Annotated in this window: 26 protein-coding genes and 2 pseudogenes; 10 read left to right on the top strand and 18 right to left on the bottom strand. The window is 61.4% G+C overall.

Going from position 1 to position 26,875, the window contains the following annotated elements; all coding sequences use genetic code 11:
• Nucleotides 1-1,158 carry an efflux RND transporter periplasmic adaptor subunit gene (locus FBY10_RS18155; protein ID WP_145337307.1) on the bottom strand — a complete coding sequence of 386 codons (1,158 nt, stop codon included), beginning with the start codon at nt 1,156-1,158 and terminating at the stop codon, nt 1-3.
• Between the two features lie 171 nt (nt 1,159-1,329).
• On the opposite strand from FBY10_RS18155, the gene FBY10_RS18150 reads away from it, so the two are divergent.
• Together FBY10_RS18150 and FBY10_RS18145 are read left to right on the top strand one after the other, a co-directional pair.
• The gene (locus FBY10_RS18150; RefSeq protein WP_131696582.1) at nt 1,330-2,031 is read left to right on the top strand and encodes a response regulator transcription factor; all 702 of its coding nucleotides are present in this window, start codon (nt 1,330-1,332) and stop codon (nt 2,029-2,031) included.
• A gap of 3 nt (nt 2,032-2,034) precedes the next feature.
• Nucleotides 2,035-3,336: an ATP-binding protein gene (locus FBY10_RS18145; protein ID WP_145337308.1), complete on the top strand. Its 1,302-nt coding sequence runs from the start codon at nt 2,035-2,037 to the stop codon at nt 3,334-3,336.
• Here the strand turns inward: FBY10_RS18145 and FBY10_RS18140 are convergent, their stop codons facing one another.
• The 3 genes from FBY10_RS18140 to FBY10_RS18130 all read right to left on the bottom strand — a co-directional run bounded on the left by FBY10_RS18140 (nt 3,337) and on the right by FBY10_RS18130 (nt 5,144).
• Nucleotides 3,337-4,011, bottom strand: coding sequence for an anti-sigma factor domain-containing protein (locus tag FBY10_RS18140; protein ID WP_131696580.1), 675 nt, complete (start codon nt 4,009-4,011; stop codon nt 3,337-3,339).
• Entirely contained in the window at nt 4,008-4,538 is a 531-nt protein-coding gene (locus FBY10_RS18135; protein ID WP_145337309.1) for a sigma-70 family RNA polymerase sigma factor, read from the bottom strand. The genes FBY10_RS18140 and FBY10_RS18135 overlap by 4 nt, the downstream gene beginning before the upstream one ends.
• Before the next feature lie 84 nt (nt 4,539-4,622).
• Nucleotides 4,623-5,144 (bottom strand): DUF3455 domain-containing protein, encoded by a 522-nt coding sequence (locus FBY10_RS18130; RefSeq protein ID WP_145337310.1) that lies wholly within the window; start codon nt 5,142-5,144, stop codon nt 4,623-4,625.
• A gap of 137 nt (nt 5,145-5,281) precedes the next feature.
• Here FBY10_RS18130 and FBY10_RS18125 point away from each other — a divergent pair, with 137 nt between their 5' ends.
• Nucleotides 5,282-6,052 carry a class I SAM-dependent methyltransferase gene (locus FBY10_RS18125; RefSeq protein WP_131696578.1) on the top strand — a complete coding sequence of 257 codons (771 nt, stop codon included), beginning with the start codon at nt 5,282-5,284 and terminating at the stop codon, nt 6,050-6,052.
• Nucleotides 6,053-6,143: 91 nt separating this feature from the next.
• Entirely contained in the window at nt 6,144-6,929 is a 786-nt protein-coding gene (locus tag FBY10_RS18120; protein ID WP_145337311.1) for a sulfite exporter TauE/SafE family protein, read from the top strand.
• A gap of 302 nt (nt 6,930-7,231) precedes the next feature.
• On the opposite strand, the gene FBY10_RS18115 is transcribed toward FBY10_RS18120, so the two are convergent.
• On the bottom strand, nt 7,232-8,470 hold the full coding sequence (locus FBY10_RS18115; RefSeq protein WP_145337312.1) for an acyl-CoA dehydrogenase family protein: 1,239 nt from the start codon (nt 8,468-8,470) through the stop codon (nt 7,232-7,234).
• A gap of 268 nt (nt 8,471-8,738) precedes the next feature.
• Here FBY10_RS18115 and sfnG point away from each other — a divergent pair, with 268 nt between their 5' ends.
• Nucleotides 8,739-9,824, top strand: coding sequence for a dimethylsulfone monooxygenase SfnG (sfnG, locus tag FBY10_RS18110; RefSeq protein WP_145337313.1), 1,086 nt, complete (start codon nt 8,739-8,741; stop codon nt 9,822-9,824).
• Here the strand turns inward: sfnG and FBY10_RS18105 are convergent.
• Nucleotides 9,820-10,269: pseudogene (locus FBY10_RS18105) on the bottom strand (N-acetyltransferase family protein); the annotation flags it as partial. The gene sfnG and the pseudogene FBY10_RS18105 overlap by 5 nt on opposite strands.
• A gap of 94 nt (nt 10,270-10,363) precedes the next feature.
• On the opposite strand from FBY10_RS18105, the gene FBY10_RS18100 reads away from it, so the two are divergent.
• Both FBY10_RS18100 and FBY10_RS31800 read left to right on the top strand, forming a co-directional pair.
• Nucleotides 10,364-11,950, top strand: a complete 1,587-nt coding sequence (locus FBY10_RS18100; protein WP_131696574.1) for a RimK family protein — start codon at nt 10,364-10,366, stop codon at nt 11,948-11,950.
• A gap of 35 nt (nt 11,951-11,985) precedes the next feature.
• A pseudogene (locus FBY10_RS31800) lies at nt 11,986-12,111 on the top strand (magnesium transporter CorA family protein); the annotation flags it as partial.
• Between the two features lie 47 nt (nt 12,112-12,158).
• Here the strand turns inward: FBY10_RS31800 and map are convergent.
• Together map and FBY10_RS18085 are read right to left on the bottom strand one after the other, a co-directional pair.
• A complete protein-coding gene (gene map, locus FBY10_RS18090; RefSeq protein WP_131696572.1) occupies nt 12,159-12,920 on the bottom strand; it encodes a type I methionyl aminopeptidase in 762 nt (253 codons plus the stop codon).
• The gene (locus FBY10_RS18085; protein ID WP_027606410.1) at nt 12,920-13,120 is read right to left on the bottom strand and encodes a ParD-like family protein; all 201 of its coding nucleotides are present in this window, start codon (nt 13,118-13,120) and stop codon (nt 12,920-12,922) included. Before FBY10_RS18085 ends, map begins: the two co-directional genes overlap by 1 nt.
• 269 nt (nt 13,121-13,389) lie before the next feature.
• On the opposite strand from FBY10_RS18085, the gene ilvA reads away from it, so the two are divergent.
• Both ilvA and FBY10_RS18075 read left to right on the top strand, forming a co-directional pair.
• The gene (ilvA, locus tag FBY10_RS18080) at nt 13,390-14,412 is read left to right on the top strand and encodes a threonine ammonia-lyase, biosynthetic (RefSeq protein WP_145337314.1); all 1,023 of its coding nucleotides are present in this window, start codon (nt 13,390-13,392) and stop codon (nt 14,410-14,412) included.
• A gap of 233 nt (nt 14,413-14,645) precedes the next feature.
• Nucleotides 14,646-14,915, top strand: a complete 270-nt coding sequence (locus FBY10_RS18075; protein WP_145337315.1) for a DUF1652 domain-containing protein — start codon at nt 14,646-14,648, stop codon at nt 14,913-14,915.
• Nucleotides 14,916-14,976: 61 nt separating this feature from the next.
• Here the strand turns inward: FBY10_RS18075 and FBY10_RS18070 are convergent, their stop codons facing one another.
• The 10 genes from FBY10_RS18070 to FBY10_RS18025 all read right to left on the bottom strand — a co-directional run bounded on the left by FBY10_RS18070 (nt 14,977) and on the right by FBY10_RS18025 (nt 26,191).
• The gene (locus FBY10_RS18070; RefSeq protein WP_131696570.1) at nt 14,977-15,246 is read right to left on the bottom strand and encodes a DUF2790 domain-containing protein; all 270 of its coding nucleotides are present in this window, start codon (nt 15,244-15,246) and stop codon (nt 14,977-14,979) included.
• Nucleotides 15,247-15,329: 83 nt separating this feature from the next.
• Nucleotides 15,330-16,268, bottom strand: a complete 939-nt coding sequence (locus tag FBY10_RS18065; RefSeq protein WP_131696569.1) for a carbohydrate kinase — start codon at nt 16,266-16,268, stop codon at nt 15,330-15,332.
• Nucleotides 16,269-16,280: 12 nt separating this feature from the next.
• The gene (gene xylB, locus FBY10_RS18060) at nt 16,281-17,762 is read right to left on the bottom strand and encodes a xylulokinase (RefSeq protein WP_131696568.1); all 1,482 of its coding nucleotides are present in this window, start codon (nt 17,760-17,762) and stop codon (nt 16,281-16,283) included.
• A gap of 137 nt (nt 17,763-17,899) precedes the next feature.
• Entirely contained in the window at nt 17,900-19,381 is a 1,482-nt protein-coding gene (locus tag FBY10_RS18055) for a mannitol dehydrogenase family protein (protein WP_145337316.1), read from the bottom strand.
• A 15-nt stretch (nt 19,382-19,396) separates the two neighbouring features.
• A complete protein-coding gene (locus tag FBY10_RS18050) occupies nt 19,397-20,500 on the bottom strand; it encodes an ABC transporter ATP-binding protein (RefSeq protein ID WP_090405114.1) in 1,104 nt (367 codons plus the stop codon).
• A gap of 36 nt (nt 20,501-20,536) precedes the next feature.
• Nucleotides 20,537-21,367, bottom strand: a complete 831-nt coding sequence (locus FBY10_RS18045; RefSeq protein ID WP_032886872.1) for a carbohydrate ABC transporter permease — start codon at nt 21,365-21,367, stop codon at nt 20,537-20,539.
• Between the two features lie 10 nt (nt 21,368-21,377).
• Nucleotides 21,378-22,268: a carbohydrate ABC transporter permease gene (locus tag FBY10_RS18040; RefSeq protein ID WP_145337317.1), complete on the bottom strand. Its 891-nt coding sequence runs from the start codon at nt 22,266-22,268 to the stop codon at nt 21,378-21,380.
• A gap of 154 nt (nt 22,269-22,422) precedes the next feature.
• Entirely contained in the window at nt 22,423-23,733 is a 1,311-nt protein-coding gene (locus tag FBY10_RS18035; protein WP_145337318.1) for a sugar ABC transporter substrate-binding protein, read from the bottom strand.
• A gap of 190 nt (nt 23,734-23,923) precedes the next feature.
• A complete protein-coding gene (locus tag FBY10_RS18030) occupies nt 23,924-24,829 on the bottom strand; it encodes an AraC family transcriptional regulator (protein WP_131696564.1) in 906 nt (301 codons plus the stop codon).
• A gap of 72 nt (nt 24,830-24,901) precedes the next feature.
• Entirely contained in the window at nt 24,902-26,191 is a 1,290-nt protein-coding gene (locus FBY10_RS18025; RefSeq protein ID WP_145337319.1) for a glycosyltransferase, read from the bottom strand.
• Between the two features lie 159 nt (nt 26,192-26,350).
• Here FBY10_RS18025 and tpx point away from each other — a divergent pair, with 159 nt between their 5' ends.
• A complete protein-coding gene (tpx, locus tag FBY10_RS18020) occupies nt 26,351-26,851 on the top strand; it encodes a thiol peroxidase (protein ID WP_145337320.1) in 501 nt (166 codons plus the stop codon).
• Nucleotides 26,852-26,875: the final 24 nt, after the last annotated feature.

Here is a 26,875-nt window from a genome sequence, read left to right as displayed (position 1 = left end):
TTATTGGCCGGAAGCCTGGGCAACGGGTGTGGGGCTGTCATCGACCTGGACTTTTTCACCGGGGCGCGCGTGCTGCAGGCCTTCGACGACGATACGGTCGCCGGGCTTGAGGCCGTGGCTGACCACCCAGCGGTCATTGATCACCGCACCCAGTTCTACCGGCTGCTGGCTGACGGTCTGCTCGGCGTCGAGCAGCAGCACCATGGGGATGCCGGCGCTGTCGCGGGTGATGGCGCGTTGCGGCACGCTGATGCCTTGTTTGTCGACGGCTTGCTCCAGGCGTACCCGCACGAAGCTGCCGGGCAGCAGGTCGAGGTCCGGGTTGGGAAACTCGCTGCGCAGGATGATCTGCCCGGTGCCCGGGTCGACGCTGATCTCGGCGAACAGCAACTTGCCCGGCAGCGGGTAGAGGCTGCCATCGTCCTGGATCAACGTGGCCTTGGCCTGGTCCTGGCCCACCTGCTTCAAGCTGCCGGCGCGGAAAGCGCGACGCAGGTCGTTCAGCTCGCGGGTGGACTGGGTAAGGTCGGCGTGGATCGGGTCCAGTTGCTGGATGATCGCCAGGGGCGTGGCTTCGTTCTGACCCACCAGTGCGCCTTCGGTCACCAGGGCACGGCCGATGCGCCCGGAAATCGGCGCGGTCACGGTGGCGTAGCCCAGGTTCAACCTGGCGCGCTCGACGGCGGCCTTATTGGCGGCAACTTCGGCGTTGGTCTGGCGCACGGCGGCGCGGGCGTTGTCGTAGTCCTGGCCGCTGATGGCGTTGCCTTCCACCAATTGGCTGTAGCGCTGCTCCTGCAGGCGCGCCTGGAACGCATTGGCCTCGGCCTTGCTCAGGTTGGCCTGGGCGCTGTCCAGGTCAGCCTTGAACGGTGCCGGGTCGATGCGAAACAGCACGTCGCCCTGTTTGACGTCATGGCCTTCCTTGAAGACCCGTTGCATCACCACGCCAGCGACCCGTGCGCGCACTTCGGCGATGCGCGGCGCGGCGATGCGGCCGCTCAATTCGCTAGTGATGGAGAGGGGCTTGGCCTCAAGGCTTTCGATGCGCACTTTGGCCAGGGGCATTTCTGGCGCTTCGGCGGCCGATTTGTCACAGGCACTCAGGGCCAGCGTCAGGGCCAACAGGCAAAATGGCGCAAACAGATTCTTCGACATGCTCTTATCCCAATATTGACTGGCGCATCCTAAGGTCACCTGCGCCGTGGTGCTGTGAAGCTGTGTAGGTCGTCTGTGAAGAAATGTAAGGTGCGGCGCGCGGGGCGTCGAGGGCGTATATCCTTGCACAATCCTGCAACACACCAACAAACCGCATTATTTGGAAACACCATGCCCAACATCCTCCTGGTGGAAGACGACGCCGCACTTTCCGAGCTGATTGCCAGCTACCTGGAACGCAATGGCTACCACGTCAGTGTGCTCAGTCGTGGCGACCACGTTCGCGACCGCGCGCGCCTCAACCCGCCGGACCTGGTGATCCTCGACCTGATGCTGCCCGGCCTCGACGGCCTGCAAGTGTGCCGCCTGTTGCGCGCCGATTCGGCGGGCCTGCCGATCCTGATGCTCACCGCCCGCGACGACAGCCACGACCAGGTGCTGGGCCTGGAAATGGGCGCCGACGACTATGTCACCAAACCCTGCGAGCCGCGGGTGCTGCTGGCGCGGGTGCGCACCTTGCTGCGGCGCAGCAGTTTGTCCGAGCCGCAGGTGGCCAGCGACCAGATCCTGATGGGCAACCTGTGCATCGACCTGTCGGAGCGCACCGTGACCTGGCGCGAGCAGGCGGTGGAGTTGTCCAGTGGCGAATACAACCTGCTGGTGGTGCTGGCCCGGCACGCCGGCGAAGTGCTCAGCCGCGACCAGATCCTGCAACGCCTGCGCGGTATCGAGTTCAACGGCACCGACCGTTCGGTGGACGTGGCCATTTCCAAGCTGCGCCGCAAGTTCGACGACCATGCCGGTGAAGCGCGCAAGATCAAGACCGTGTGGGGCAAGGGCTACCTGTTCAGCCGTTCCGAGTGGGAATGCTGACCGATGTTTCGTGTACTGGTACGCCTCTACCTGATCACCATCATCACCTACAGCGCGGCGATCTTCCTGATTCCCAAGCTGGTGATCCAACTCTTCGAACACCGCTACCTGGACTACAACGTCGAGCAATCCCGGGGCATGCAGAAGCTGATCGTCAAGCAGTACCTGCGCGCGCCGGTGGAGCGCTGGTCCCAGGTGACCGAGCAACTGGGCCGTGACTTCGCGCCACTCAAAGTGCAATTGCTGTTACGCCAGGACGCCCGCTACACCGCGCAGGAAGCGAAACTGCTGGAGCAGGGCAAACCCGTGATTCACCTGGGGGAGTGGGGCTGGATGGAGGACATCAGTTCGCCGCTCAACGAGCAGTTCGTGGTCAAGCTCACCGTCCCGCCGGACCCGCTGGACATGAACCTGTTGTACTGGTCGATGAACGTGCTGATCGGTGCGGCGTTGCTGGCCTGCCTGCTGTTCTGGCTGCGCCCGCACTGGCGCGACCTCGAACGCCTGAAAAGCACCGCCACGCAACTGGGCAAAGGCAACCTGGCCGAGCGCACACACATCCCGCCCAGCTCCAACATCGGCAGCCTGGCGGCGGTGTTCGATACCATGGCCGACGACATCGAACACCTGCTCAACCAGCAGCGCGACCTGCTCAACGCGGTCTCCCATGAACTGCGCACACCGCTCACACGCCTGGATTTCGGCCTGGCCCTGGCGCTGTCGGAGGATTTACCAGAGGCCAGTCGCGCACGCCTGCATGGCCTGGTGGCGCATATTCGTGAGTTGGATGAACTGGTGCTGGAGTTGCTGTCCTACAGCCGCCTGCAAAACCCGGCGCAACTGCCGGAGCGGGTTGAGGTGGTGCTCGATGAATTTATCGACAGTGTGCTGGGCAGCGTCGATGACGAACTGGAAAACCCCGAGATCGTCATCGATGTGGTACTCGATTGCGCCGTGGAACGCTTCAGCCTCGACCCACGCCTCACTGCCCGCGCGCTGCAGAACCTGCTGCGCAACGCCACACGTTACTGCGACAAGCGCATTCAGGTGGGGGTCAAGGTCTGCGCCAAAGGTTGTGAAATCCGGGTGGATGACGATGGCATCGGCATTCCGCTGGACCAGCGCGAGCGTATCTTCGAGCCGTTCTACCGCCTCGACCGCAGCCGCGACCGTTCCACCGGCGGCTTTGGCCTGGGCCTGGCCATCAGCCGGCGCGCCATGGAAGCCCAGGGCGGCACCCTGACCGCATTGGCCTCGCCGTTGGGTGGCGCACGCTTTCGGGTGTGGCTGCCCAATGTCGCCTGATCAGAGCACCTTGACCGCACGGCCGATTGCCTGGATCGGTCCTGTGGGTTTACCGGTGGGCGAGCCACGCGGGTCTTCCAGGGTCAGTTCGAACAACTGGTTGGGCGCCAGCGGCGGCAGTTTGTCCAGCGGCACCGACAGGGTTTGCCCCGGCTTGACCAGCCCCAGGGACACCGGGCCTTGCCAGCCATCGCCCTTGGTCCAGAACTGCAAGGCCTTGTCCGCCGGCACTTCCATCACGCCCAACGGAATCAACTGGATCTGCTGATTATTGCTGGCCTGGATCACCCAGCCCGGTGCCTGGCTTTGCGGCGCCACCAGTACCACCACAAAGCTGGGGGACAGCGCAGGAGGGCGCGTCAGCAACAAGGCCGCGAGCACCAGCGTCGTCACCAGCCCCGCACCCGCCAGGCTCCGCCACAACGCCAGAAGGTTCCACCACCCTGCGCGGGTTTGCGCAGGGGCGATGTTGCGCTGGATACGCCGCCACAGTTCAGCGGAGGGCGGCACCGGTTCTGCCAGCGCGGTCAGGGGCAACAGGCGCTGTTCCCAGGCGTCCACCGCCGCACGCAATTGCGCATCGTGCGGGAGGCGTTGTTCCACCTCGGCGCGTTGTTCGGCCGGCAGGGTGCCCAGTACGTATTCGCTGGCCAGTTCGTCGAGTGTTTCGTTCATGCCATGCACTCCCGCAGCGCGGCGAGGCTACGTTTTATCCAGGCCTTGACGGTCCCCAGCGGGGTGCCCAGTCTTGAAGCGATTTCGCTGTGGGAATAACCGTCGACATAGGCATGCAGGATGCAGGTGCGACGGGCCGGGTCGAGTTGTTGCAGGCAGGTGTGCATCAAGCCTGCGCGTGCGGGGAATTCAAAGGTGTCGTGAGGCGCGGCGAGCTGTTCATGTTCCTCGCCCAGTGCCACCTCGCGATGGTGGTTGCGCACGTAGTTGAGGGCTAGGTGACGGGTCACACTGAACACCCAACCCCGTGCCGAACCGCGTTCGGGGTCGAAACTGCCGGCGCCGTGCCAGATCTTCATAAATGCGTCATGCACAACGTCTTCGGCCAGGGCTTTGTCCCGGACGATGCGCAACGCCACGCCGAGCAAACGGCTGCTGTCCTGCTCATACAGTTGACGCAGGGCACGTTGCTCGCCACGGGCACAGGCCAATAGGCAGGCTTCATAATCAAAATGGGTGTCAGGCAAGGCCACGTACTTCCACCGCTGTAATAACGATAACCACCCCCCTGTAGGAGCAGGCTCCTACAGGGGCAGCGTAGCGCAGTTTGCTCAGTTGGCCGCCCAGAAAATGTAGTCGGCCTGGTACTTCACCACTTCCTGCTTGCCCTTGTTGGCAGTGGTGCACTCGGTGCTCGGTGCCACGCCACCTTTGAGCGCGACCCGCTGGATGTAACTCACGCCGCTCATCGCGCCCTTGCCTTCGGCCGGGTTGGCCTTGACCAATTGGTAGGGCAGGTTACCCGCACCCGAGGGGGCTACGGCGAGCTGGGTGCCGGTGATTTTCGAGCCGTCCTTGGCCTGCCAGGTAGCCGGTGGGCCGAAGTAGGTGCCCACTTGCTTGCCGCTGCTGTCATTCAGCACGGCCTTGGGGCCGACGAAGGTCCATTCGGTCTGGCCGGCGGCATTGGCCTTGTCGCGGCACTCGTAGGTGATTTCGCCGATGCCGGTGGTTTCCAGTGCCACCTTGTGGCCATCCGGCACCTTGATACTGTCGGGCAAGCCGGTCTGGGCAAAGGCCGCTGGGGTGGCGATGAGCAAACCGGTGAAGCAGAGCAGGGCTTTAGCGTTCATAGGTAGTTCTCCATTCAGTCAAACAGCGGGGTTACTGAAAGGACTACCCATGACGCGCACGATTGGATGCAGCGATTAGAAAATAAATGATTGAAGGCGCACACTGTGCCCCCGCTTTACCCGAGGAGAGATTGGCAATGACTGGTGTTCACGCGTCTGCTCAACAAGGTTTCTCTACCCAGGCCGTCACCTACGCCCAAGGTCGGCCGAATTATCCCAGGCAGCTCACCGGCTGGCTCACGGATGTACTCGGCGTCGATGCACATTCATTAGTCGTCGACCTGGGCGCCGGCACCGGCAAGTTCACGCGCCTGCTCAGTACCCTGGCGCCTACGTTGATCGCCGTCGAGCCGGTGCAGGCCATGGGTGCGCAGTTGACCCGTCTGCTGCCGGACGTGCGCTTGGTCAATGGCACCGCCGAAGCCATCCCCCTGGAGACTGCCAGCGCCGACGCGGTGGTCTGCGCGCAGGCCTTCCACTGGTTCTCCACCCAGGCCGCGCTGGCGGAAATCCATCGCGTACTCAAGCCCGCAGGGCGCCTTGGGCTGGTGTGGAATGTGCGCGATGAATCGGTGGATTGGGTGGCGGCCATCACCGCGATCATTACCCCCTACGAAGGTGACACCCCGCGCTTTCACTCCGGGCGCTGGCGCGAAGCGTTCAACGGCGAGTACTTTTCCGACCCCGAAATGACGTGTTTCCCGTATAGCCATGTAGGCAGCCCACAGGAAGTGATCATGGATCGCGTCCTCTCCGTGAGCTTTATTGCCGCGTTGCCCGAGGCTGAAAAAGCCCTCGTGACCGAGCAGTTGCGTGGCTTGATCGCCACCCATCCGGCATTGAAAGGCCGTGACACAGTGGCGTTTCCCTATCAAACCCAGGCGTATGTCTGCCGCCGACTGCCATAAAAGGCATAAAGTCAGATCATATTGATATAAGTCGTTATAAGAAAAATCGCTATCCTGCGGCCAGAATTTTATAAGGCCGCAGGTAGCTTTGATGGAAGTGGGTAACTTTGGTTTTGTAATTGCGGGCCTGATCGTTGGTTTTATCGTGGGCATGACCGGTGTAGGCGGGGGCTCGTTGATGACCCCGATCCTCTTGTGGTTCGGCATCAACCCGGCCACTGCCGTGGGCACTGACCTGCTGTACGCGGCCATCACCAAGTCCGGTGGCGTGCTGGTACACAGCAAGAACAAGAACATCGACTGGACCATCACCGGCTGGCTGACCCTGGGCAGTGTGCCTGCGGTGTTGCTGACCCTGTGGTTCCTCGCCACCCTGCACACCGACCCCAGCGCCATGAACGCGGTGATCAAGCAGGCCCTCGGCGTGGTCCTGCTGCTGACCGCCCTGGCGATCCTGTTCAAGCAGCGCCTGTTGGCGTTCGCCCAGCGCCATGCGGGCGATCACTACCATATGAACCCGCGCAACCTGAATGCGTTGACCGTGGTGACCGGTGCGGTGCTGGGTACCATGGTTGCACTGACCTCCATCGGCGCCGGCGCCCTCGGCACGGTCGCGTTATTTATCCTCTATCCGTTCCTGGCCACGCGCCGCCTGGTCGGCACCGAGATCGCCCACGCCGTGCCCCTGACCCTGGTGGCGGGCTTGGGCCATGCCGGCATGGGCAATATGGACTGGCACCTGCTGGGCTTTTTGCTGATGGGGTCGCTGCCGGGCATTTATTTCGGCAGCCACATGACCGGCAAAGTCCCGGACGGCGTATTGCGCCCGTGCCTGGCGATCATGTTGATGACCATCGGCTACAAATTGGCCTTTTGAGGCGTACACAGGATTCAAATATACAAGGGCCAAATGTGTGAGGGGGCTTGCCCCCGATGAGGGAGTGTCAGTCACTTATTGGTTAACTGACCCGGCGCTATCGGGGGCAAGCCCCCTCCCACATTTGGATCTTTATCCAGCAGGTAGGCCTCGGTCTGTTTTTGCTCTGGCTTTTGATCTTGATCCTAGGCGCCCCATTAAACACACTGGCCGAACGCAGGCTTGAATCCGTGGGTAACCCGGCAGGACGCCGGGTTAGCCGTCCTGGGCCAGGGCCGCCACAGTTTTGACCCCGCTCAGCCTCAGGCTTTCGCCGGACCATTGCCGATCTGCCACACAAACGGCGGCTCGGTGCCATTGATCACCCAGTCCCCCACGATCCGCGCCTTGTAGATCACCGGGTTGTGCGACGACACGGTCCGCGCATTGCGCCAATGGCGGTCGAGGGACTTGCCCTGGCGCACATCCGACGCCCCCAGTGCGTTGAACAACTCACTGGTGGCGCGCTGGATCAGCTCCGACACCACCACCTGCGCTGTGGCCGACTCGATTTCGGCCGCTACGTTGGCTTCGCGCTCGACACCCTCATCCCCCCCGAAACGCGCCAGGTACGCCCGTTGTGCCGGCACGGCGGCCTTCAACGCGCTGGCTTCGGCGGCGTAGACCAAGGCTGCGACTTCGCCCACCACCTGCTGGATCTGGGCGTCCTGGCTGACATGCTGGGCATTGCCATGGCTGTAGATGCGCTTGCGGCTGCGCACCTGGTGGGCCACATCGCGCAACGCGGCACGGCCGATACCGGCGAGGCTCGCTAACAGTACGAGCTGGTAGAACGCGGTCTGGTATTTGAAGCGGGTCGCAAAGTCGATGACGTTTTCCGCCTCCACCACTGCATCGGTAAAGCGCGAGGTGCCGCTGCCCGTGGTGCGCTGGCCAAAACCGTCCCAGTCATCGCTGTGTTCCACGCCGGGTTGGCGCGCGCGGGTGGCGGCGATCACATCGCCGCCGGTGTCGCTGCGCTGGGCGTACACGTCGATCCAGTCAGAGAAAATGCTGCCGGTGCTGTAGAACTTTTCACCGTTGAGTTTCCACTTATCGCCGTCCGGGCTGACCTGGGTGACAACGTCACCGATGGCCACGGCGCCGATTTCAGTCCAGGCGCAGCCGACGATATCGCCGTCCACAAAGCGCTTGAACCACAGGTCGCGGCCGGCACTGGGCGGCGCATTCAGGCGGTCTTCGGCAAAGGCGAAATGCCCGCGCAGGGCCTGGGGCACATTGGAGTCGGCCTCGGCCAGTTCGATCAGCAGTTCGAACAGTTGCGGCAGCGAAGCACCGCCACCGCCGTATTCCACCGGCACCCGCACCGCGCCGAAGCCGGCCTCCTTGAGCCATTGGATCGGCTCATGGGGTAGGGCGCGGGTTTGTTCGCGTGCCACCGCGCCATCGGCGATGCGCTGGAAAATCGGACGAAAGCGTGCAGCCAACGTGGGGTAGTCGACGCCGACAGACAGCGGGTTGATAACGTGGTGTTTGGTCATGAGCAGGGCTCCGGGGCAGTGATCGGTACCGGGAGTGATTGCACAGTCCGTGCCGGGTGCCAGGGCCAATGTTTACGGGGGGATGCACGCTGTTTGCTGTTGCTCCAGCAACAGCAAACCGACAAACCGTTGCAATCCCTGACATTGGCATTCCAAGCCTCCCAGCCCCGAATTCGCGTCGCAACCCTTGTGGCGCGGGCGTTTGCCCGCGCCTGGCACGCTTGCTGCTCAACCCCTCAGTACATTCCTTTGTGCGAGGTACCGTTCGATGAGTCAGCAAGCCGTGAAATTTGCCTATTGGGTGCCCAACGTCAGCGGTGGGCTGGTGGTCAGCAAGATCGAACAACGCACCCACTGGGGCATCGACTACAACCGCAAACTGGCGCAATTGGCCGAAGAAGCCGGCTTCGAGTATGGCCTGACCCAGATCCGCTTCACCGCCGGCTATGGCGCCGAGAACCAGCATGAATCCGTGGCGTTCAGCCATGCGTTGCTGGCCGCGACCACCAAGCTCAAAGTCATCGCGGCGATCCTGCCCGGCCCGTGGCAACCGGCGTTGGCGGCCAAGCAACTGGCGACCATCGACCAGCTCACCAACGGCCGCATTGCGGTGAATATCGTCAGTGGCTGGTTCAAGGGTGAGTTCCAGGCCATCGGTGAACACTGGCTGGAGCACGACGAGCGCTATCGCCGTTCCGAGGAATTCATCCGCGCCCTCAAAGGCATCTGGACCCAGGACGACTTTACCTTCAAGGGTGACTTCTACCGTTTCAACAACTACACCCTCAAACCCAAGCCGCTGGGCCAGCCGGAAGTGTTCCAGGGCGGCAGTTCACGGGCCGCGCGGGACATGGCGGCGCGCGTGTCGGACTGGTATTTCACCAACGGCAACACCCCGGAAGGCATCAAGGCCCAGGTCGATGACATTCGCACCAAGGCTGCCGCCAACAACCATGCGGTCAAAGTCGGCGTGAATGCATTCATCATCGCCCGCGACACCGAGGAAGAAGCCCGCGCCGTGCTCGCAGAGATCATCGACAAGGCCGACCCGGAAGCCGTGAATGCCTTTGGCGACGCGGCCAAGCAGGCCGGCAAGGCATCACCCGAAGGCGAGGGCAACTGGGCCAAGTCCAGCTTTGAAGACCTGGTGCAGTACAACGATGGCTTCAAGACCAACCTGATCGGCACCCCGCAGCAAATTGCCGAGCGCATCGTCGCACTCAAGGCGGTGGGGGTGGACCTGGTGCTGGCGGGCTTCCTGCACTTCCAGGAAGAAGTGGAGTACTTCGGCAAGCGCGTGTTGCCGCTGGTGCGCGAGCTGGAAGCCAAGGCCGGGATCAAGCAGGTGGCCTGACCAAGGTTTTTTCCAGGCGCAGGGCAGGGGTGTGGTCTGCGTAGTAGTCGTTGACCTGGGCGAAGCGCCGGTAGCCGTTGCGTTCATACAGCGCCAAGGCGCCGGGGTTGTCGGTGCGCACCTCCAGGCGCAGGTGCGCGCACCCGTGCGTCACCCCGCAGGCCTCGACATGGCTGAGCAACTGCTTGCCCAGCCCGAGGCCACGCGCGTGCTCGGCAATGGCGATGGAATACAGGCGCGCGAACGCGCTGCGACGACGAAACAGCACCAGCGCATAGCCGAGCAACTGCCCGTCCTGTTCCGCCACCAGCAACTGGCCGTGGGCGCGGCTGATCATCCAGTGAAAACTGCGCGATGAAAGCCGGTCGGTGGTGAAACACTGGTGCTCCAATGCGACTAATGCCGGTACATCGTTGGGTAATGCAACGCGAGAGAAAAGAGCCATATAACCGCCGTAAAAGTTGCGTAACGAAACGGGACTTCCCTAAGAGATCGTGCTTAATAGAAAAGGTCGAGTTCTCTAAAGCGGATCAAATATTATGTCGGCGGTACAAGGTCATTGGCGTGAAGTATCCGAGCAAATCGTCGCGGCGACAATAACATCGAAGGGCTTTTTTTCTGCGCCGCCTCGAAGTAACAGTCAAGTGGTGATCATTGTTGAGCGCAAGGAAGATTGGGCCTCCTACTTTCCCAGCGAAGACATCGTCACCGCCCAGGAATACCTGGAGCAAACCTGGCAGAACGACACAGGCAAGCGTGTGCAGGTGATTAATCTGTGCCGCAGCTACAAGTACCTGGGGCACGGCTACTACTGCTCGTTGCTGGCCGAAGCGCGCGGGCACAAGGTGATTCCCTCGGTGCGCACCATCAGCGAACTGACTAAGAAGTCGCTGTACGGCCTGGCGCTGGATGACTTGGATAAAACCCTTGATAAAGCCTTGAGTCATCACCTCTACAGTAATACCGAAGGGTTTACCCTGACTCTCTACTTCGGCAGGACCAATATAGAACCGTTGCAGGAATTGGCCCGTCAGTTGTTTGAAACATTTCCAAGTCCGATTCTCTTAGTTGAATTCAGAAAGAACAACGGTTGGCATATCGAAGGGGTGAAGTCCGGCGTACTGCACAAGTTGCGCGACGACCAGGAAGATCAATTCGCCCATGCCCTCGATAACTTCAGCCGCAAGATCTGGCGCCAACCCCGTTCACGCCGCCTGGCCCGTTATGACCTGGCGATCCTGCACGATCCACAGGAGCAACTGCCACCGTCCAACGCCCGTGCCTTGGAGAACTTCATCCGCGTGGGCAAGGGCCTGGGCATTGATGTGGAGCTGATCGAGCGCAAGGACTACGCGCGCTTGGCCGAATACGACGCCTTGCTGATCCGCGAGACCACCAGCGTCGACAACCATACCTACCGCTTCGCGAAGAAAGCCGAAAGCGAAGGCCTGGTGGTGATGGACGACCCTGCCTCGATCCTGCGCTGCACCAACAAGGTTTACCTCACCGACCTGCTCAACAGCCATCACCTGGGCATGCCCGCCACCGAGATTCTCTACAAGGAGCGACCGGAAGATTTCGAACGGGTCGGCGAGCGCCTCGGGTTTCCGCTGGTGTTGAAGATTCCCGACGGGTGTTTCTCCCGTGGCGTGATCAAGGTCGAAAGCCAGGAAGCCTTGCTCAAGGCCACCGCCGAGTTGTTCGAGCATTCGGTGCTGCTGCTGGCCCAGGAATTCTTCTACACCGAGTACGACTGGCGCATCGGCGTACTCAACCGCAAACCGATCTTCGCTTGCCAGTACTTCATGTCCAAGGGCCACTGGCAGATCTATAACCACAAGGCCATCGGCCAGGCCATCAACGGCGAATGCCGCACCCTGGCCGTCCATGAAGCGCCCAAGGCGGTGGTGGAACTGGCGGTGAAAACCGCCAACCTGATCGGCGACGGCCTGTACGGTGTGGACCTCAAGCAGTCCGGCGACAAGGTGGTAGTGATCGAGGTCAACGACAACCCCAACCTCGATGCCGGCATCGAAGATGCCTACTTGCAGGACGACCTGTACAGCCTGGTGCTGGAAGAGTTCGTGCGGCGCCTGGAGTTGAAACGCCAGGGCCAGGTCTGGTGACGCGCGATGATTCAGCGCTTTGAACTGACCGATGGATAGTTGCATGGAAGTTGCAGCAGCAGTTCAACGCGTCCATGAGCAACCATCACCTGATGCAGATGTTCAGCCTAAGCGAAAGCCTGATCTATTACATCAACGCGCTGCACAGCAACGGCGCCGTTTGGGGCTGCTGCGCAGCCCAACGCGGGACAAGCCCGCTCGCCATAGGTTATTCGCCTGGCTGTGTTTGCAGGGTCAGCACTTCAAAGCCATCCGCCGTCACCGCCACGGTATGTTCCCACTGCGCCGACAAGCTGTTGTCCTTGGTCACCACCGTCCAGCCATCTTTCAGGCTGCGCACCTTGGAACTGCCCTGGTTGAGCATCGGTTCGATGGTAAACACCATGCCTTCGCGCAGTTCCAGCCCGGTACCGGGACGGCCGAAGTGCAGGATTTGCGGCTCTTCATGCATCTGCTTGCCGATGCCATGGCCGCAGTATTCACGCACCACGCTGTAGCCATTGGCTTGTGCATGGCTCTGGATCGCATGGCCGATATCGCCCAGGCGCGCGCCGGGCTTGACCTGGCGGATCCCGGCCCACATCGCCTCAAAGGTCATCTCCACCAGACGCCGCGCTTTGGGGGCGACGGTGCCGATCATGTACATCTTGCTGGAGTCGGCGATAAAGCCGCCTTTTTCCAGGGTGATGTCGATGTTGATGATGTCGCCGTCCTTGAGGATCTCCTTGGCGCTGGGCATGCCATGGCACACCACCTCGTTGATCGAGGTGTTGATGGAGAACGGGTAGTCGTACTGCCCGAGGCTGGCGGGGCGGGCTTTGAGCTCGTTACGGATGAAGGCTTCGACGGCGCTGTCCAGCTCCAGGGTGGAACGGCCGGCGGCGACAAACCCGTCGAGCATGTCGAACACTTTGGCCAGCAGGCGCCCGGATTCGCGCATCACAGCCAGTTGGGCGGCGGTCTTGATCATCAGCTGCGCCCCCGGATCAGGTCGGGCTTGTCCAGCAGCAGTTTGTTGATCAACTCGTGGTAGGGCAGGCTGGGGTTCAGTTCGGCGAGCAGGCCGACCTTGATCCAGAACTCGGCCTGGGCGTTGATGGAACGGTCCATGGCCGCGCTGGCCAGACGGAGTTGTTCGTGCAGTTGGTCGCTGATCTTGACGATGCCCATAGTGTTCACTGTGAAGGATGGATATACAAAGCGTATATGTTTCGTATATCCATCGTAAACCCCCCGAGGCTAAATGGCGCATGGCCATTGACTTGCCTGCTCACCGCCGGTTAGTTTCGTGACATGACATTTCAAACCTTCCGCAGCCAGCCAAGCATTATTACCGCCATTCCTCATCTGGCGGGATAGCACACGGCTGCACCCAAACCCGCCTTAGAGGCGGGTTTTGTTTTTCCGTCTCCAGGGCCCTTAAAAACCAGGAGACACCCATGAGCACGTGCCCCGTCCCCCACACCGCTGATACGGCATTGCTTGAACACTATGTGAAGAAGATCCTCGCCGCGCCGGTTTATGACCTGGCGGTGCGTACGCCCCTGCAAGCCGCGCCGGCGTTGTCGGCATTGCTGGGCAACCAGGTGCTGCTCAAGCGCGAAGACCTGCAACCGACCTTTTCCTTCAAGATTCGCGGCGCCTACAACAAGTTGGTGCAGCTCACCGCCGAGCAAAAGGCGCGTGGTGTGGTGACGGCGTCGGCGGGTAACCATGCGCAAGGCGTGGCACTGGCGGCGAAGGCGTTGGGGATCCAGGCGCGGATCGTCATGCCGTGCAGCACTCCCGAGTTGAAGGTGCTGGGCGTGCGCTCCCGAGGCGCCGAAGCGGTGCTGCATGGCGAGAGCTTCCCGTTTGCCCTGGCCCATGCGCTGCAGTTGGCCGAGACATCCGGGTGCACGTTCGTATCGCCTTTCGATGACCCGGATGTGATCGCTGGCCAAGGCACGGTGGCCATGGAGATCCTGCGCCAGCAACAGGGCCCGCTGGACGCGATCTTCGTGCCGGTGGGCGGCGGCGGCTTGATCGCCGGCATTGCCGCCTACGTCAAATACCTGCGGCCCGAGGTGCGCATCATCGGGGTCGAGCCCGAAGGCTCCAGTTGCCTGCTCGCGGCGCTGCGAGCCGGAGAGCGGGTGGTGCTGCCCAGTGTCGACGGGTTTGCCGATGGCACCGCGGTCGCGCAAATCGGCGCCTATGGCTTTGAGATCTGCCGCGATTGGGTGGACGAAGTGATCACCGTCAGCAATGACGAACTGTGCAGCGCGATGAAGTTGATCTACGACGATACACGTTCCATCACCGAGCCCTCCGGTGCGCTGGCGGTGGCGGGGGTTCGCAAGTACGTGGCCAATCGTGGGGTGAGTGGGCAGACCTTGGTCGCAGTTAATTCAGGCGCCAATATCAACTTTGATAGTTTGCGATATGTTGCTGAAAGAGTGGCGGCACAAGCTGCAGTTTAATTCGAAGCGTGGGGTTAAACGATTAATCGAAGCGGTTCGACGATGATTTAACTGGGGTGACCTAAGCTGTATAAATTCCTACATTGCTTATGAGGAAAAGTTACAACAAAAACGGAATTTGCCGAGTAGGCTGGTAAGGGTAAGCGTCTTCCAGGGTTGGCAAGACGTAGCAGGCAAGCGCCTGCAGACCTACAACAATCGATTGGCAAGTCTCAGACAAGGAGAGGTTGGCCATGCTTTCGGAATTAGAACTTCGCAGCATTATTGAAGGAAGTTTCCTGCCTAAACGGTGCGAATGCACCAAAGCCGAAGATGCTTCGCTGACGATCAAGGTCTATGACGACCGCGACCGTGACCGGGTGGATTTGGAGGTCAAAGGTATAAATGCTGACAAACTCGACAGCAGTCGAGCTATTTGCAACCTCATCACCGGGTTGCGTGAAGACCTCAAGCACAGCCATGCACCTGCCCAGCAAAGGGCTGGAGGGCGCGGTTACTACTGATCGTTGGTTATGAACGGTGGGCCTGGTAAATGCCAGGCCCAATGCTGTGTATGTTTGCCCATCAATTCTGGAAATCGCAGGCTTCGGACATTTTCCGGTAGCTCACGTCTTCCACTTTGCCCGCCTTGTCCAGGAACTTGATATCCGCCTTGATGACTTTGCAGTCGTTGGTTGGGGGTTCGTTCATGGCCAGGACCTTGGCAATGTTCATCGGCATGCCGTAATGATAAGGCACGGGTTTGTTCGCCTGTGTTTGATCGTCAGCCTGGGCCAGGCCCGACACCGCTGCCAGCGCCAGGGCGCTGCCGAGCATTAAGGTGTGCAGTTTCATGGTGGTGCTCCGCAAGTGAGTAGAACTTCACTCTCGACTTGCGGGATTAACCATCGATTAATTTTCCCTGGCTGACAAAACCTTCATCCAAGCTGCTGGCGATACGGCAAGTCCGGCCCGGTCTTGCCGCACGTCAGTGCCGCAGCGCGGATGGCAAAACCGAGCATGGCGTCGATCTGCACGCGGCTCAGTTGTTGCAGGCCTTCCACCGAGTCCAGCTGTTGCTCGGTCAGCCAGGCAATCAACGCGGCCTGGAAGGTATCCCCGGCACCCACGGTATCCGCCATCACCACGCTCTGTGCCGGTTGCGACCAGGTGCCATGCTGACGGCTGAACACACTGGCGCCATCGCCGCCACGGGTGAGGAACACCAGTTGGCAACGGTGCTGCAGCCAGCCTTGCAGCACGCTTTCCGGCGACTGGCCGGGGTAGAGCAGGTGCAGGTCCTCATCGCTGACCTTGATCAGGTCGGCATGCTTGGCCAACTCGGCGACACGGTCGCGCCACAGCTGGATATCCGGCTGCGGATTAAGGCGCACGTTGGGGTCGAGGCTGATCAGGCGCTTGCCGCTTTCGCGCTTGACCAGGTTCAGCAAGGTGTCGCCGATCGGTTGCACCACCAGCGAAAACGAGCCGATATGCAGGCCGCGAATATCAGACCCCAGTTCCGGCAGGTGGGCGACTTCCAGCAGTCGGTCGGCGCAGCCTTCACCCCGGAAGTTGTACTGCGGTGAACCATCGGCGCCCACGGCGACCATCGACAGCGTAGTCGGCGCGGCGAACTCCACCAGGAACTGCTCGCTGACGCCTTCATCTTTCAGCACCTGCAACAAGCGCCGGCCGAGGAAGTCGGTGGACAGGCCGCCGAACAACCCGGCCTCGATGCCCAGGCGGCGCAAACCTACCGCGACGTTGAACGGTGAGCCGCCGGCAATCGCCTTGTAATTGACCTTGGAGGCCTGCCCGCTGGCATCTTCCTCGCTGAAAAAATCAAACAGCGCTTCACCACACACCAAATACATAGTCGTTCGCTCTTAAAGGGTTGCCACGTGCTGTTGATAGCGTTCGTAAGCCAGTTGATAGGCGCTGACACTGGCCGCCACCGGCAGGGTACGGCTGGTCGGGTCGACGCTCACGCATTTGTCGCACAGGCTGGCCAGGGATTCGCCGGACTGGCTCCACGCCGCCTGGATCGCCGCGCCCAGGGCGGCGGCTTCGCTTTGTTCGGTGCAGATCACTTCGGTGTTCATGATATCGGCGACCATCTGCCGCCACACCGGGCTTTTCGAGCCGCCGCCGATCAGGCGGATGCTCTGGCTTTGCAGGCCGGTCTGGCGCAGCAGGTCGAGGCCGTAGCGCAGGCCGAAGGTGGTGCCTTCGACTACGGCCCGGCACAGGTTGGCACGGGTCAGGTTGGTCATGGTCAGCCCATGCAGGCTGCCGGTGGCGTGGGGCAGGGCGGGCACGCGTTCGCCGTTGAGGAACGGCAGCATGCTCACGCCATCGGCGCCAATCGGGGCTTGCTCGACCAGCGCGTTGAAGGCGTTGAGGTCCAATTCAAACAGCTCGCGAATCACCCCGGTGGCGTTGGTCAGGTTCATCGTGCAGATCAACGGCAACCAGCCGCCGCTGGACGAGCAGAACGTGGCGACCGACGCCTGCGGGCTGACGTTGGGTTGGTCAGCGAAGGCATACACGGTGCCGGACGAGCCCAGGCTCATGGTGATCACGCCGGGGGCGATATTGCCGGTGCCGATGGCGCCCATCATGTTGTCGCCGCCGCCGCTGGACACGATGGCCTTGGGGTTGATGCCCAGGCGTTCGGCGATGGCCGGCAGGATGCTGCCCACGGTTTGATCGGCTTCGATCAACGCCGGCAACGCCGCTTCGAGGCGGCCGCTGGGATCGATGTGCTTGAGCAGCGCCACATCCCAGGCGCGAGTGCGCACGTTGAAGTAGCCGGTGCCCGAGGCATCGCCGTATTCGGCGACGGCGCGGCCGGTAAGCCAGTAGTTGAGGTAGTCGTGGGGCAGCAGGACATGGGCGATGCGCGCGAAGATGTCCGGGTGCTGCTCAAGGGTCCACAGCAGTTTCGACACGGTGTAGCCTGGCGCAATCGCCACGCCCAGGCGTTCCAGCGAACCGCTCTCGCCGCCCAGGTAGGCCAGCAGGCGCTCGTTCTCCGGTGCGGTTTCGGTGTCGCACCACAGCTTGGCCGGGCGCAGCACCTGGCCGCTGTCATCCAGCAACACCAGGCCGTGCTGCTGGCCGGACACGCCGATGCCGAGGATGTCCTGGCCGTCCACGCCCGCCTGTTGCAAGGCGCGGTGGGTGGCTTCGGTAAAGGCATCCAGCCATTCCTGGGTGTGCTGCTCGCGCCGGCCATTGGCGCCGCTGATCAGGGTGTGCGCGGCGGCGCCCAGGCCCAGCACCTTGCCGCTGGACGCGTCGAGGACGATGGCCTTGGTGCCTTGGGTGCCGCAGTCGATGCCGAGGAACAGGTTTTGCTGGGTCATGAGAGTGTGCTCAGCGGTGTTATTTTTTTGGATTGGCAACCCGGTCCAGTGTGGGAGGGGGCTTGCCCCCGATGGCAGTGGGTCAGTGAAGAATATTTGCCTGACACACCCTCATCGGGGCAAGCCCCCTCCCACATTTAAGCCGGTTTCTTCAGGAGGTTCTGTAGGGTTTCGGTGACGCCGTTATCACGCAAGCTCCCATAGCAACGCTCGAACGCTGCCACAAACTCAGGCGAGTTGGGAATAGCCGTACCGAAAATCTCTTCCACTGCCAGCAATCGCTGGCTGATCAGTGCATCATCGCTCACCAGCCCCTGGCAGAACGCCGCGCGCGGATCGGGGATCGTGTAGCTCACGCCATTCTCATCCACGCCCTTCAAATACAAGGCCCAGGCCGCGACGACCAGCGCCGCGCGCTCGGTCTCGCGCCCATCGGCAATCAGGCGATTGATGGTCGGCACGGTGAACTTTGGAAACTTCGACGAGCCATCCGAACACACCCGTTCCAACTGGTCGGCAATCGCCTGGTTGGAGAAGCGGTCCACCAGGGTCTGCTTATAGTCGGTCAGGTCGATGCCCGGTACCGGCGCGAGGTTTGGCGTGACGTCGAGGTCCATGTAGGCGCGCATGTAAGCCACGAACAGCGGGTCGTTCATGGTCTCGTGCACAAACCGATAGCCCTTGAGAAACCCCAGGTAGGTCAGGGCGAGGTGGCTGCCGTTGAGCAAGCCGATCTTCATTTCTTCATAGGGTGTCACATCGTCGGTGAACTGCACGCCGACCTTTTCCCATGCCGGGCGGCCGTTGACGAACTTGTCTTCCAGCACCCATTGCACAAAGGGTTCGCAGACAACTGGCCAGGCATCGTCGATGCCGTGTTCATCGTGCAGTTGCAGGCGGTGGGCAGTGCTGGTCATCGGCGTGATGCGGTCGACCATGGCGTTCGGGAAGCTCACATTGGCCTTGATCCAGTCATGCAGCTCGGCATTGTGCAGGGCGGCGAAGGCCAGCAGTGCCTTGCGCGTGACGGCGCCGTTGTGCGGCAGGTTATCGCAGGACATCACGGTAAACGCCGGGATGCCGGCCGCGCGGCGCTGGGTCAATGCCGCACAGATAAAGCCAAACACGGTTTTCGGCGCACCGGGGTGCGCCAGGTCATGCTGGATCTGCGGCAGGTGGGCCATGAACTCGCCGTTGCTGTCGTCGATGCAGTAGCCGCCTTCGGTGATGGTCAGCGAGACGATGCGAATCTCGGGGCTGGCCAGTTTATCGATCAATGCCTGGGCGCTGTCTTCGGCCAGCAGCATGTCGCTGATCGAGCCGATCACGCGCACTTCGGTGTCGTCGGTGTCGCCCAGTTCGTACAGGGTGAACAAGTAGTCCTGGCCGGCCAGGTCGTCGCGGGCCTTGCGGTCCTCGGCGCGCAGGCCAACGCCGCAGATGCTCCAGTCCAGGCCCTCGCCGGTATTCATCAGCGCATCGGTGTAATACGCCTGGTGCGCGCGGTGGAAGCCGCCGACGCCGATATGGGCGATGCCCTGGGAGGTACTCGCAATGGCGTAGGCCGGCAGTTTGACTTCCGGCCGCAGCTGGGTGAGGTTCTGTTTATTCAGTTTCATCACAAATCTCGCAAATCAGGCGGCGGCGCGCAGTGGACGGGCCACGGCAACACCGTCGGTGTCGAACAGATGGCAGTGCGCCGGGTCCAGGTGCAGGTGCAGCGTTTCGCCATACTGGCTGGCCATGTCGCCGCGAATCCGCATGGTCAGCGGCTCGCCGTTCGAGGTGATGACGTGGCAGAAGGTGTCGCTGCCCAGGCGCTCGCCGACGTCGGCGGTGACGGTCAGGGTGGTTTGCCCAGGCGACGCGATTTCCAGGTGCTCCGGACGAATGCCCAGGGTCACCGCGCTGCCCACGCTCAAGCTGGCGCCGCTCAGCGGCAGGCTGATCAGGGTGCCGGCGTCCAGCTGCACCTCACAGCCCTGGCCTTCGACGCGGGTGACCTTGCCCTTGAGGAAGCCCATTTTCGGCGTGCCGAGAAAACCCGCCACAAACAGGTTGGCCGGCTGGTGGTACAGCTCCAGCGGCGAGCCGACCTGCTCGATGCGACCGCTGTTGAGCACCACTACCTTGTCGGCCAGGGTCATGGCTTCAACCTGGTCGTGGGTCACGTAGATCATGGTCGCTTGCAGCTCTTTGTGCAGGCGCGCCAGTTCCAGGCGCATCTGTACGCGCAGGGCTGCGTCGAGGTTGGACAGCGGTTCGTCGAACAGGAAGATCTTCGGGTTGCGCACAATCGCCCGGCCGATCGCCACGCGCTGGCGCTGGCCACCGGAGAGTTGCTTGGGCTTGCGCTCCAGCAGCGGGCCCAGTTCGAGAATACGTGCGGCTTCGTTGACCTTGCTTTCCACCAGCTTCTTGTCGACGCCGGCCAGGTCCAGGGCAAACGACATGTTCTTGCGCACGCTCATGTGCGGGTACAGGGCGTAGGTCTGGAACACCATGGCCAGGTCGCGCTTGGCCGGCGTGACTTCGGTGATGTCGCGGCCATCCAGTTCGATGGTGCCTTCGCTCACCTCTTCGAGGCCGGCAATCAGGCGCAGCAGGGTAGATTTACCGCAGCCCGACGGGCCGACGAACACGACGAATTCCTTGTCATTCACTTCCAGGTCGATGCCCTTGATGATCGAGAAGCCTTCGAAGCCTTTTTGCAGATTCTTGATTTTCAGGTTGGCCATGGGATGGGCCTCCTTTTGAATTTTTATAGGAAACCGTTATTTCACGGCGCCGAAGGACAAACCGCGCACCAGCTGTTTCTGGCTGATCCAGCCAAAGATCAGGATCGGCGCGCAGGCCAGGGTCGAGACGGCTGACAATTTGGCCCAGAACAAGCCTTCGGGGCTGGAGTAGGAGGCGATCAGTGCGGTCAAGGGCGCGGCGTTGGACGAGGTCAGGTTCAACGACCAGAAGGCCTCGTTCCAGCACAGGATCAGTGACAGCAACACCGTGGAAGCCAGGCCGCCCTTGGCGATCGGCAGCAGCACCCGGACCATTTCCTGCCACAGCGTGGCGCCGTCCAGGCGCGCGGCTTCGAGGATGTCCTTGGGGATGTCCTTGAAGTAGGTGTAAACCATCCAGACCACGATCGGCAGGTTGATCAGGGTGTAGATGATGATCAGCGCGATGCGCGTGTCCAGCAGGCCAAAGCTCTTGGCCAGCAGGTAGATCGGCATCAGCACGCCCACCGGTGGCAGCATCTTGGTGGACAGCATCCACAGCAGCGTGCCCTTGGTGCGCTTGGTTTCGTAGAACGCCATGGAGTAGGCGGCCGGCACCGAAATCAGCAGGCACAGGGCGGTGGCGCTGAATGAAATCAGCACGGAATTCCAGGCATAGCTGAAGTAGTTGCTGCGCTCGTTAATGTGCAGGTAGTTCTCCAGCGTCGGCGTGAAGATGAACTGCGGCGGCGTGGCGAACGCGTCGATTTCGGTCTTGAAGCTGGTCAGCACCATCCAGAAGATCGGGAAGAAGATCAGGATCGCGATGGCCCAGGCCAGGGTGCCGAGCAACAGGCTTTGCAGGCGGCGGGATTGTTGAAGCGTCATGGCGCGGCCCTCAAGGCTTGTCAGTCAGGTTTTTGCCGATCATCCGCACCAGGATGATCGCCGCGATATTGGCGATGACCACGGCAATCAAGCCGCCGGCCGAGGCCATGCCCACGTCGAACTGCACTAGCGCCTGGTTGTAGATCAGGTAGGCGAGGTTGGTGGAGGCGTAGCCGGGGCCACCGTTGGTAGTGGTGAAGATTTCGGCGAAGACCGAGAGCAGGAAGATCGTTTCGATCATCACCACCACGGCAATCGGGCGGGCCAGGTGGGGCAGGGTCAGGTGCCAGAAAATCGCGATGGCGCCGGCACCGTCCAGGCGTGCAGCTTCCTTTTGTTCCTGGTCGAGGGACTGCATGGCGGTCATCAGCAACAGGATGGCGAACGGCAGCCATTGCCACGACACAATGATGATGATCGACAGCAGCGGGTAGTGCGCCAGCCAGTCCACCGGCTCGGCGCCGAAGAACTTCCACACGGCGGCGAGAATCCCCGACACCGGGTGAAAAATCAGGTTCTTCCAGATCAGCGCACCGACGGTGGGCATGATGAAGAAGGGCGAAATCAACAGCACCCGGACGATGCCCCGCCCCAGGAACTCACTGGCCTCCAGCAGGGCACTGATCAACACGCCGAACACCACGCTGATCAGCAGCACGCTGCCCACCAGCAACAACGTATTGGTGGCGCCGGGCAGGAAACCCGAGTCGGTGATGAAGTAAGTGAAGTTCTCCAGCCCGACGAATTGGTTTTCACCGGGGTAGAGCAGGTTGTAGCGGATCAGTGAAAAGTACAGGGTCATGCACAGCGGCACGATCATCCACAGCAGCAGCATGGCAACCGAGGGCGTGACGAGGAACCAGCCGGGGTTGGCCAGGCGGTTTTTGGGTGGTGTATTCATGATAATCAAGACCAGTGCGGAGCAAGGATCGGAGTGCGGTCAGTGTGGGAGGGGGCTTGCCCCCGATAGCGGTGTATCAGTCACAAAATCATCAACTGGTAGATTGCTATCGGGGGCAAGCCCCCTCCCACACTGAACTGTGGTGAGGCCCCGGTTACTTGGGGTAACCCGCCCGCTTCATTTCACGCTCGGTGGTGGTCTGCGCGGCGGTCAGTGCAGCATCGACCGTTTGCTGGCCGGTCAGCGCGCCGGAGAAGAACTTGCCGACCTGGGTTCCGATCGCCTGGAACTCAGGAATGGTCACCAGCTGGATACCGATATACGGCACCGGCTTGAGGGTCGGTTTGGTCGGGTCGGCGACTTTCAGCGATTCCAGGGTCACCTTGGCGAACGGTGCAGCCTTCATGTACTCGTCGCTGTAGGTCGACTTGCGCGTACCTGGCGGCACGTTGGCTACGCCGTCGGTCTTGGCGACCAATGCGCCATATTCCTTGGAGGTGGCCCAACTGGTGAACACCTTGGCGGCGTCCTTGGCCTTGGAACTGGTCGGGATCGCCAGGCTCCAGGAGTACAGCCACGACGTGCCTTTGTCGGTTTTTTCGTGCGGGGCAAAGGTGAAACCGACATGGTCAGCCACTTTGCTTTGGGTCTTGTCGGTGACGAACGAGCCGGCGACGCTCGCGTCGACCCAGATCGCGCACTTGCCGCTGTTGAACAGCGCCAGGTTCTCGTTGAAACCGTTGCTGGAAGCACCCGGCGGGCCGGATTTCTTCATGTTGTCGACGTAGAAGTTCAGCGCGTCCTTCCACTCGGGGCCGTTGAATTCCGGCTGCCATTTCTCATCGAACCAGCGCGCGCCGTAGCCGTTGGCCAGGGTGGTGATCAGCGCCATGTTTTCACCCCAACCGGCTTTGCCACGCAGGCACAGGCCGTATTGCTCTTTGCTCTTGTCGGTGAGTTTGGCCGCGAATTCGCCGATCTGGCTCCAGGTCGGGTGCTCGGGCATGCTCAGCCCGGCGTTCTTGAACAGGTCGGTGCGGTAATAGGTGATCGAGCTTTCAGCGTAGAACGGCAGGGCGTACAGCGAGCCCTTGACGGACAAACCGTCACGCACGGAAGGGAATACGTCGTCGAGGTCGTAGGACGCCGGCAAGTCCTTCATCGGTTCGAGCCAACCCTTGGCGCCCCAGAGTGCGGCTTCGTACATGCCGATGGTCAACACATCGAACTGCCCGCCCTGGGTGGCGATGTCGGTGGTCAGGCGCTGGCGCAGTACGTTTTCTTCGAGCACCACCCAGTTCAGCTTGATCTCCGGATGCTCGGCCTCGAAGGTTTTCGAGAGCTTCTGCATGCGGATCATGTCGCTGTTGTTGACGGTGGCAATGGTCAGGGTTTGCGCGCCAAGGCTGACGGCGCTGAGGGTCATACAGGTACAGGCAAGCAGAGCTTTTGCTGTGAACTTCATCGCGCACTCCATTTCCGCGCCCAGGGGCTACAGAAGGACAGTTATTGTTGTTGTGTCTTCCTACGAGCAGTCAGGAAGAGTGTGCGTTGATTACAGCCTTCAAACGGGGCTGTGACAAATCCTTGGGAACACTTGGACTGATACTTTTTTGCACTCGAGGATCGTGTCCACTACGTGGGAGCGATCACCATTAGGCCAGGTTCTGCTCGGTCAAGCGCTGTACCGCCAGGCGGCGGTAGTGAGAGGGTGTCATGCCCTTGAGCTGCTGAAATCGCCGGTTGAAATTGGAGATGTTGTTGAAGCCCGATTCAAAACACACATCCGTCACGGCCTTGTCGCCATCGGCCAGCAGCTCGCAGGACTTGCTGATGCGCAGCCGGTTTACAAACTCGATAAATGTGCGCCCGGTCGCCTGCTTGAACACCCGGGAAAAGTACGTCGGCTTCATCCCCAGGTGTTCCGCCACTTCCTCCAGGGGCAACTCGCGCGCGTAGTGGGCGAAAATGTAGTCCACCGCGCGGTTGGTGCGGTCGATACTGTGTTCATCGGCCAGTTGCGGCGTGGTCACACCGGACAGCAGGTGGTAGTCCTCACAGCTACTCAGCACTTCCAGCAAGATAAAGAAGTGCCCCAGGCGCGCCATGCCCTGGGCGTCTTCGATACGTTGCATCAGGGTCATGGCCTGGGCGATGGTTTTTTTGCAGCGGAACTCGATGCCGTATTGAGCGCGCTCCAGCAACGGTGCCAGCATTTTCAGTTCGGTAAAAATGTGGCTGCCCTGCTCGAACAGCTCATCGGTGAAGTTCACCAGCATGTCGCGCTTGGGCACCACTTCGTCTTCCTCCACCTGGCTGATCCAGTTGTGGGGCAGGTTGGGGCCGGTGAGGAACAGGCTTTCCGGATAGAAGTTGCCGATGTAGTCGCCGATAAACACCTTGCCCGAGCTGGCGACGATCAGGTGCAGTTCGTATTCCTTGTGGAAATGCCAGCGCACCAGCGGGCAGGGGAAACCATGCTGGCGATAGATGATGGACAGACCGTTGTGATCGTCCATCAGCTCGTAGGAAGGGTCGGTGATTCGCGTTGCTCGGGTCATGCTGCCGTCGCTTTATTGTGGTTGCTGCTTGGGATAATGCCCCCTCGCGCACGACCTCGCCAGCGCCGGCGTTTACACGGTCCGGTTTTTTGCCTCGATCCATTGGGACATGTACTGCGTACTTTTATGGGCGTGGTGGCGCAGCATGCTGCCCGTGAAGTTGTCCCGACGGTGGGCGGCGAGATGGCTGCGGCAGCGTTCCAGGCTCTCCACCAACGCGGGACCATGCACGTTTTGGTCATAGCGGCGCGCCAGCAGCTGGCGGCCGTGCTCCTGGGCCTGGGTCCAACGCTCGCGGTCCTGGTACAAACTCACCGCGGCGGCGGCCAGGGCGGCGGCGCTCGGTTCGATCACGCCAGGCCAGGGCTGTTCATCGCCCATGGCCTCGGCACCCACCGGCGTGGTGATGTTGGGTGTGCCGCACAGCATCGCATCGGCCAACTTGCCCTTGATGCCCGCGCCAAAGCGCAAGGGCGCCAGGCAGATACGCGCAGCGGTCATCACTTGCAGGGCATCCTCGGCCCAGTTCATCACGTGAAAGCCTTGCGCCGGATTGTGCAGTGCGGTGGCCTTGGGCGGGGTGTAGGCACCATAGATATGCAGTTGGGCGCCCGGCAGTTGCTGGCGAATCAGCGGCCACAGGCTGTTCTTCATCCACAGCACGGCGTCCCAGTTCGGCGCGTGGCGGAAGTTGCCGATGCTGAGGAAGTGCGCACGCTCCTCGAACGGTACGAAGGCGTCGGTTGGCGGCGTCATCATCAACGGGCACCAGTGGAGCAGGGCGGCCGGTACCTTGAACTGTTCGGTGAGCAGGCGGATTTCCACGTCGGAGATCATCAGGCTGATGTCGCAGCGGTAAATCGCGGCGATTTCGCGCTTGGCCAGGTCGGTGTCGGCCATCAGTTGGAATTCTTCCTCCAGGGCTGGGGCGAACAGCGCAGTGAAGTCGTCGCTGCCCGGATGGGCCTTGAGGTGCGCCTTGAGACGCTGGTGACGGGCGTCGCGCAGGCTTTGCAGGTCGGAGGTTTCCAGCACGCGCAGGGCGTCGGGGCAGCATTTCTCCACGCGCCAGCCAAACTGCTCTTCCATCATGAAACGGTCGAACAGCACGATGTCGGGGGCTAGTTCGCGGATAAAATCGTCGAAACTGCTGTTATTGAGCTCAATCGCGCATTCGGCGATGCCCAGCGCAAGCAGGTCGGCCTTGTGCTCGCCCAGCGCTGCGGGGCTGCTGAAGGTAATGTCCCAACCTTGCGTAAGAAACATTTCGAGGATCTGCATCATGTGCCCGCCCGCGGCCGAGGAACGCGGCTCCGGCCAGACATAACCAATGACCAGGACTTTGGTGGCGGGCTGATTCATCAACAACGGTTTCCTTGGAGGGCAGGCGCAAAGCGCGCAATTAAACCACAACCGCGTGGCATGACAATTTGTGTCTGGCGGTAGGTAGCCACGGCACTTTGTGGTTAACTTCCGCCTCTCGAATTCGTTTAACCAAAACCCAGCATAAGGATTCTGTTCATGGCTCAAGTCACCCTTCGTGGGAACCCTGTCCAGGTTGAAGGCGAATTGCCGAAAGTCGGCTCTGAAGCTGCAGACTTCACCCTGACCGCCGGCGATCTGTCGGATGCAACCCTGGCTACCTTTGCCGGCAAGCGCAAAGTGCTGAATATCTTCCCAAGCGTCGACACCCCGACCTGCGCGACTTCGGTACGCAAGTTCAACGCCCAGGCCAACGAGCTGAACAACGCCGTTGTGCTGTGCATCTCCACTGACCTGCCATTCGCCCAGGCGCGTTTCTGCGGCGCCGAAGGCCTGGAAAACGTGAAGAGCCTGTCGGACTTCCGTGACCCTGGTTTCGCAGTCGATTACGGCGTAGCGATTACTGATGGCCCCCTCAAAGGCCTGACCGCACGCGCTGTCGTGGTACTGGACGAAAACGACACTGTGTTGCACAGCGAGCTCGTTTCGGAAATCGGTCAAGAGCCGAACTACGAAGCCGCCTTGGCTGTTTTGAAGTAACTGTTTCGGCGCATTACTGTCGTT

Source organism: Pseudomonas sp. SJZ103, assembly GCF_007828335.1.
In the GTDB taxonomy this organism is placed as follows: domain Bacteria; phylum Pseudomonadota; class Gammaproteobacteria; order Pseudomonadales; family Pseudomonadaceae; genus Aquipseudomonas.
The sequence above is the reverse complement of the archived record's forward strand: the minus strand, read 5'-3'. Positions and strand labels throughout refer to the sequence as shown.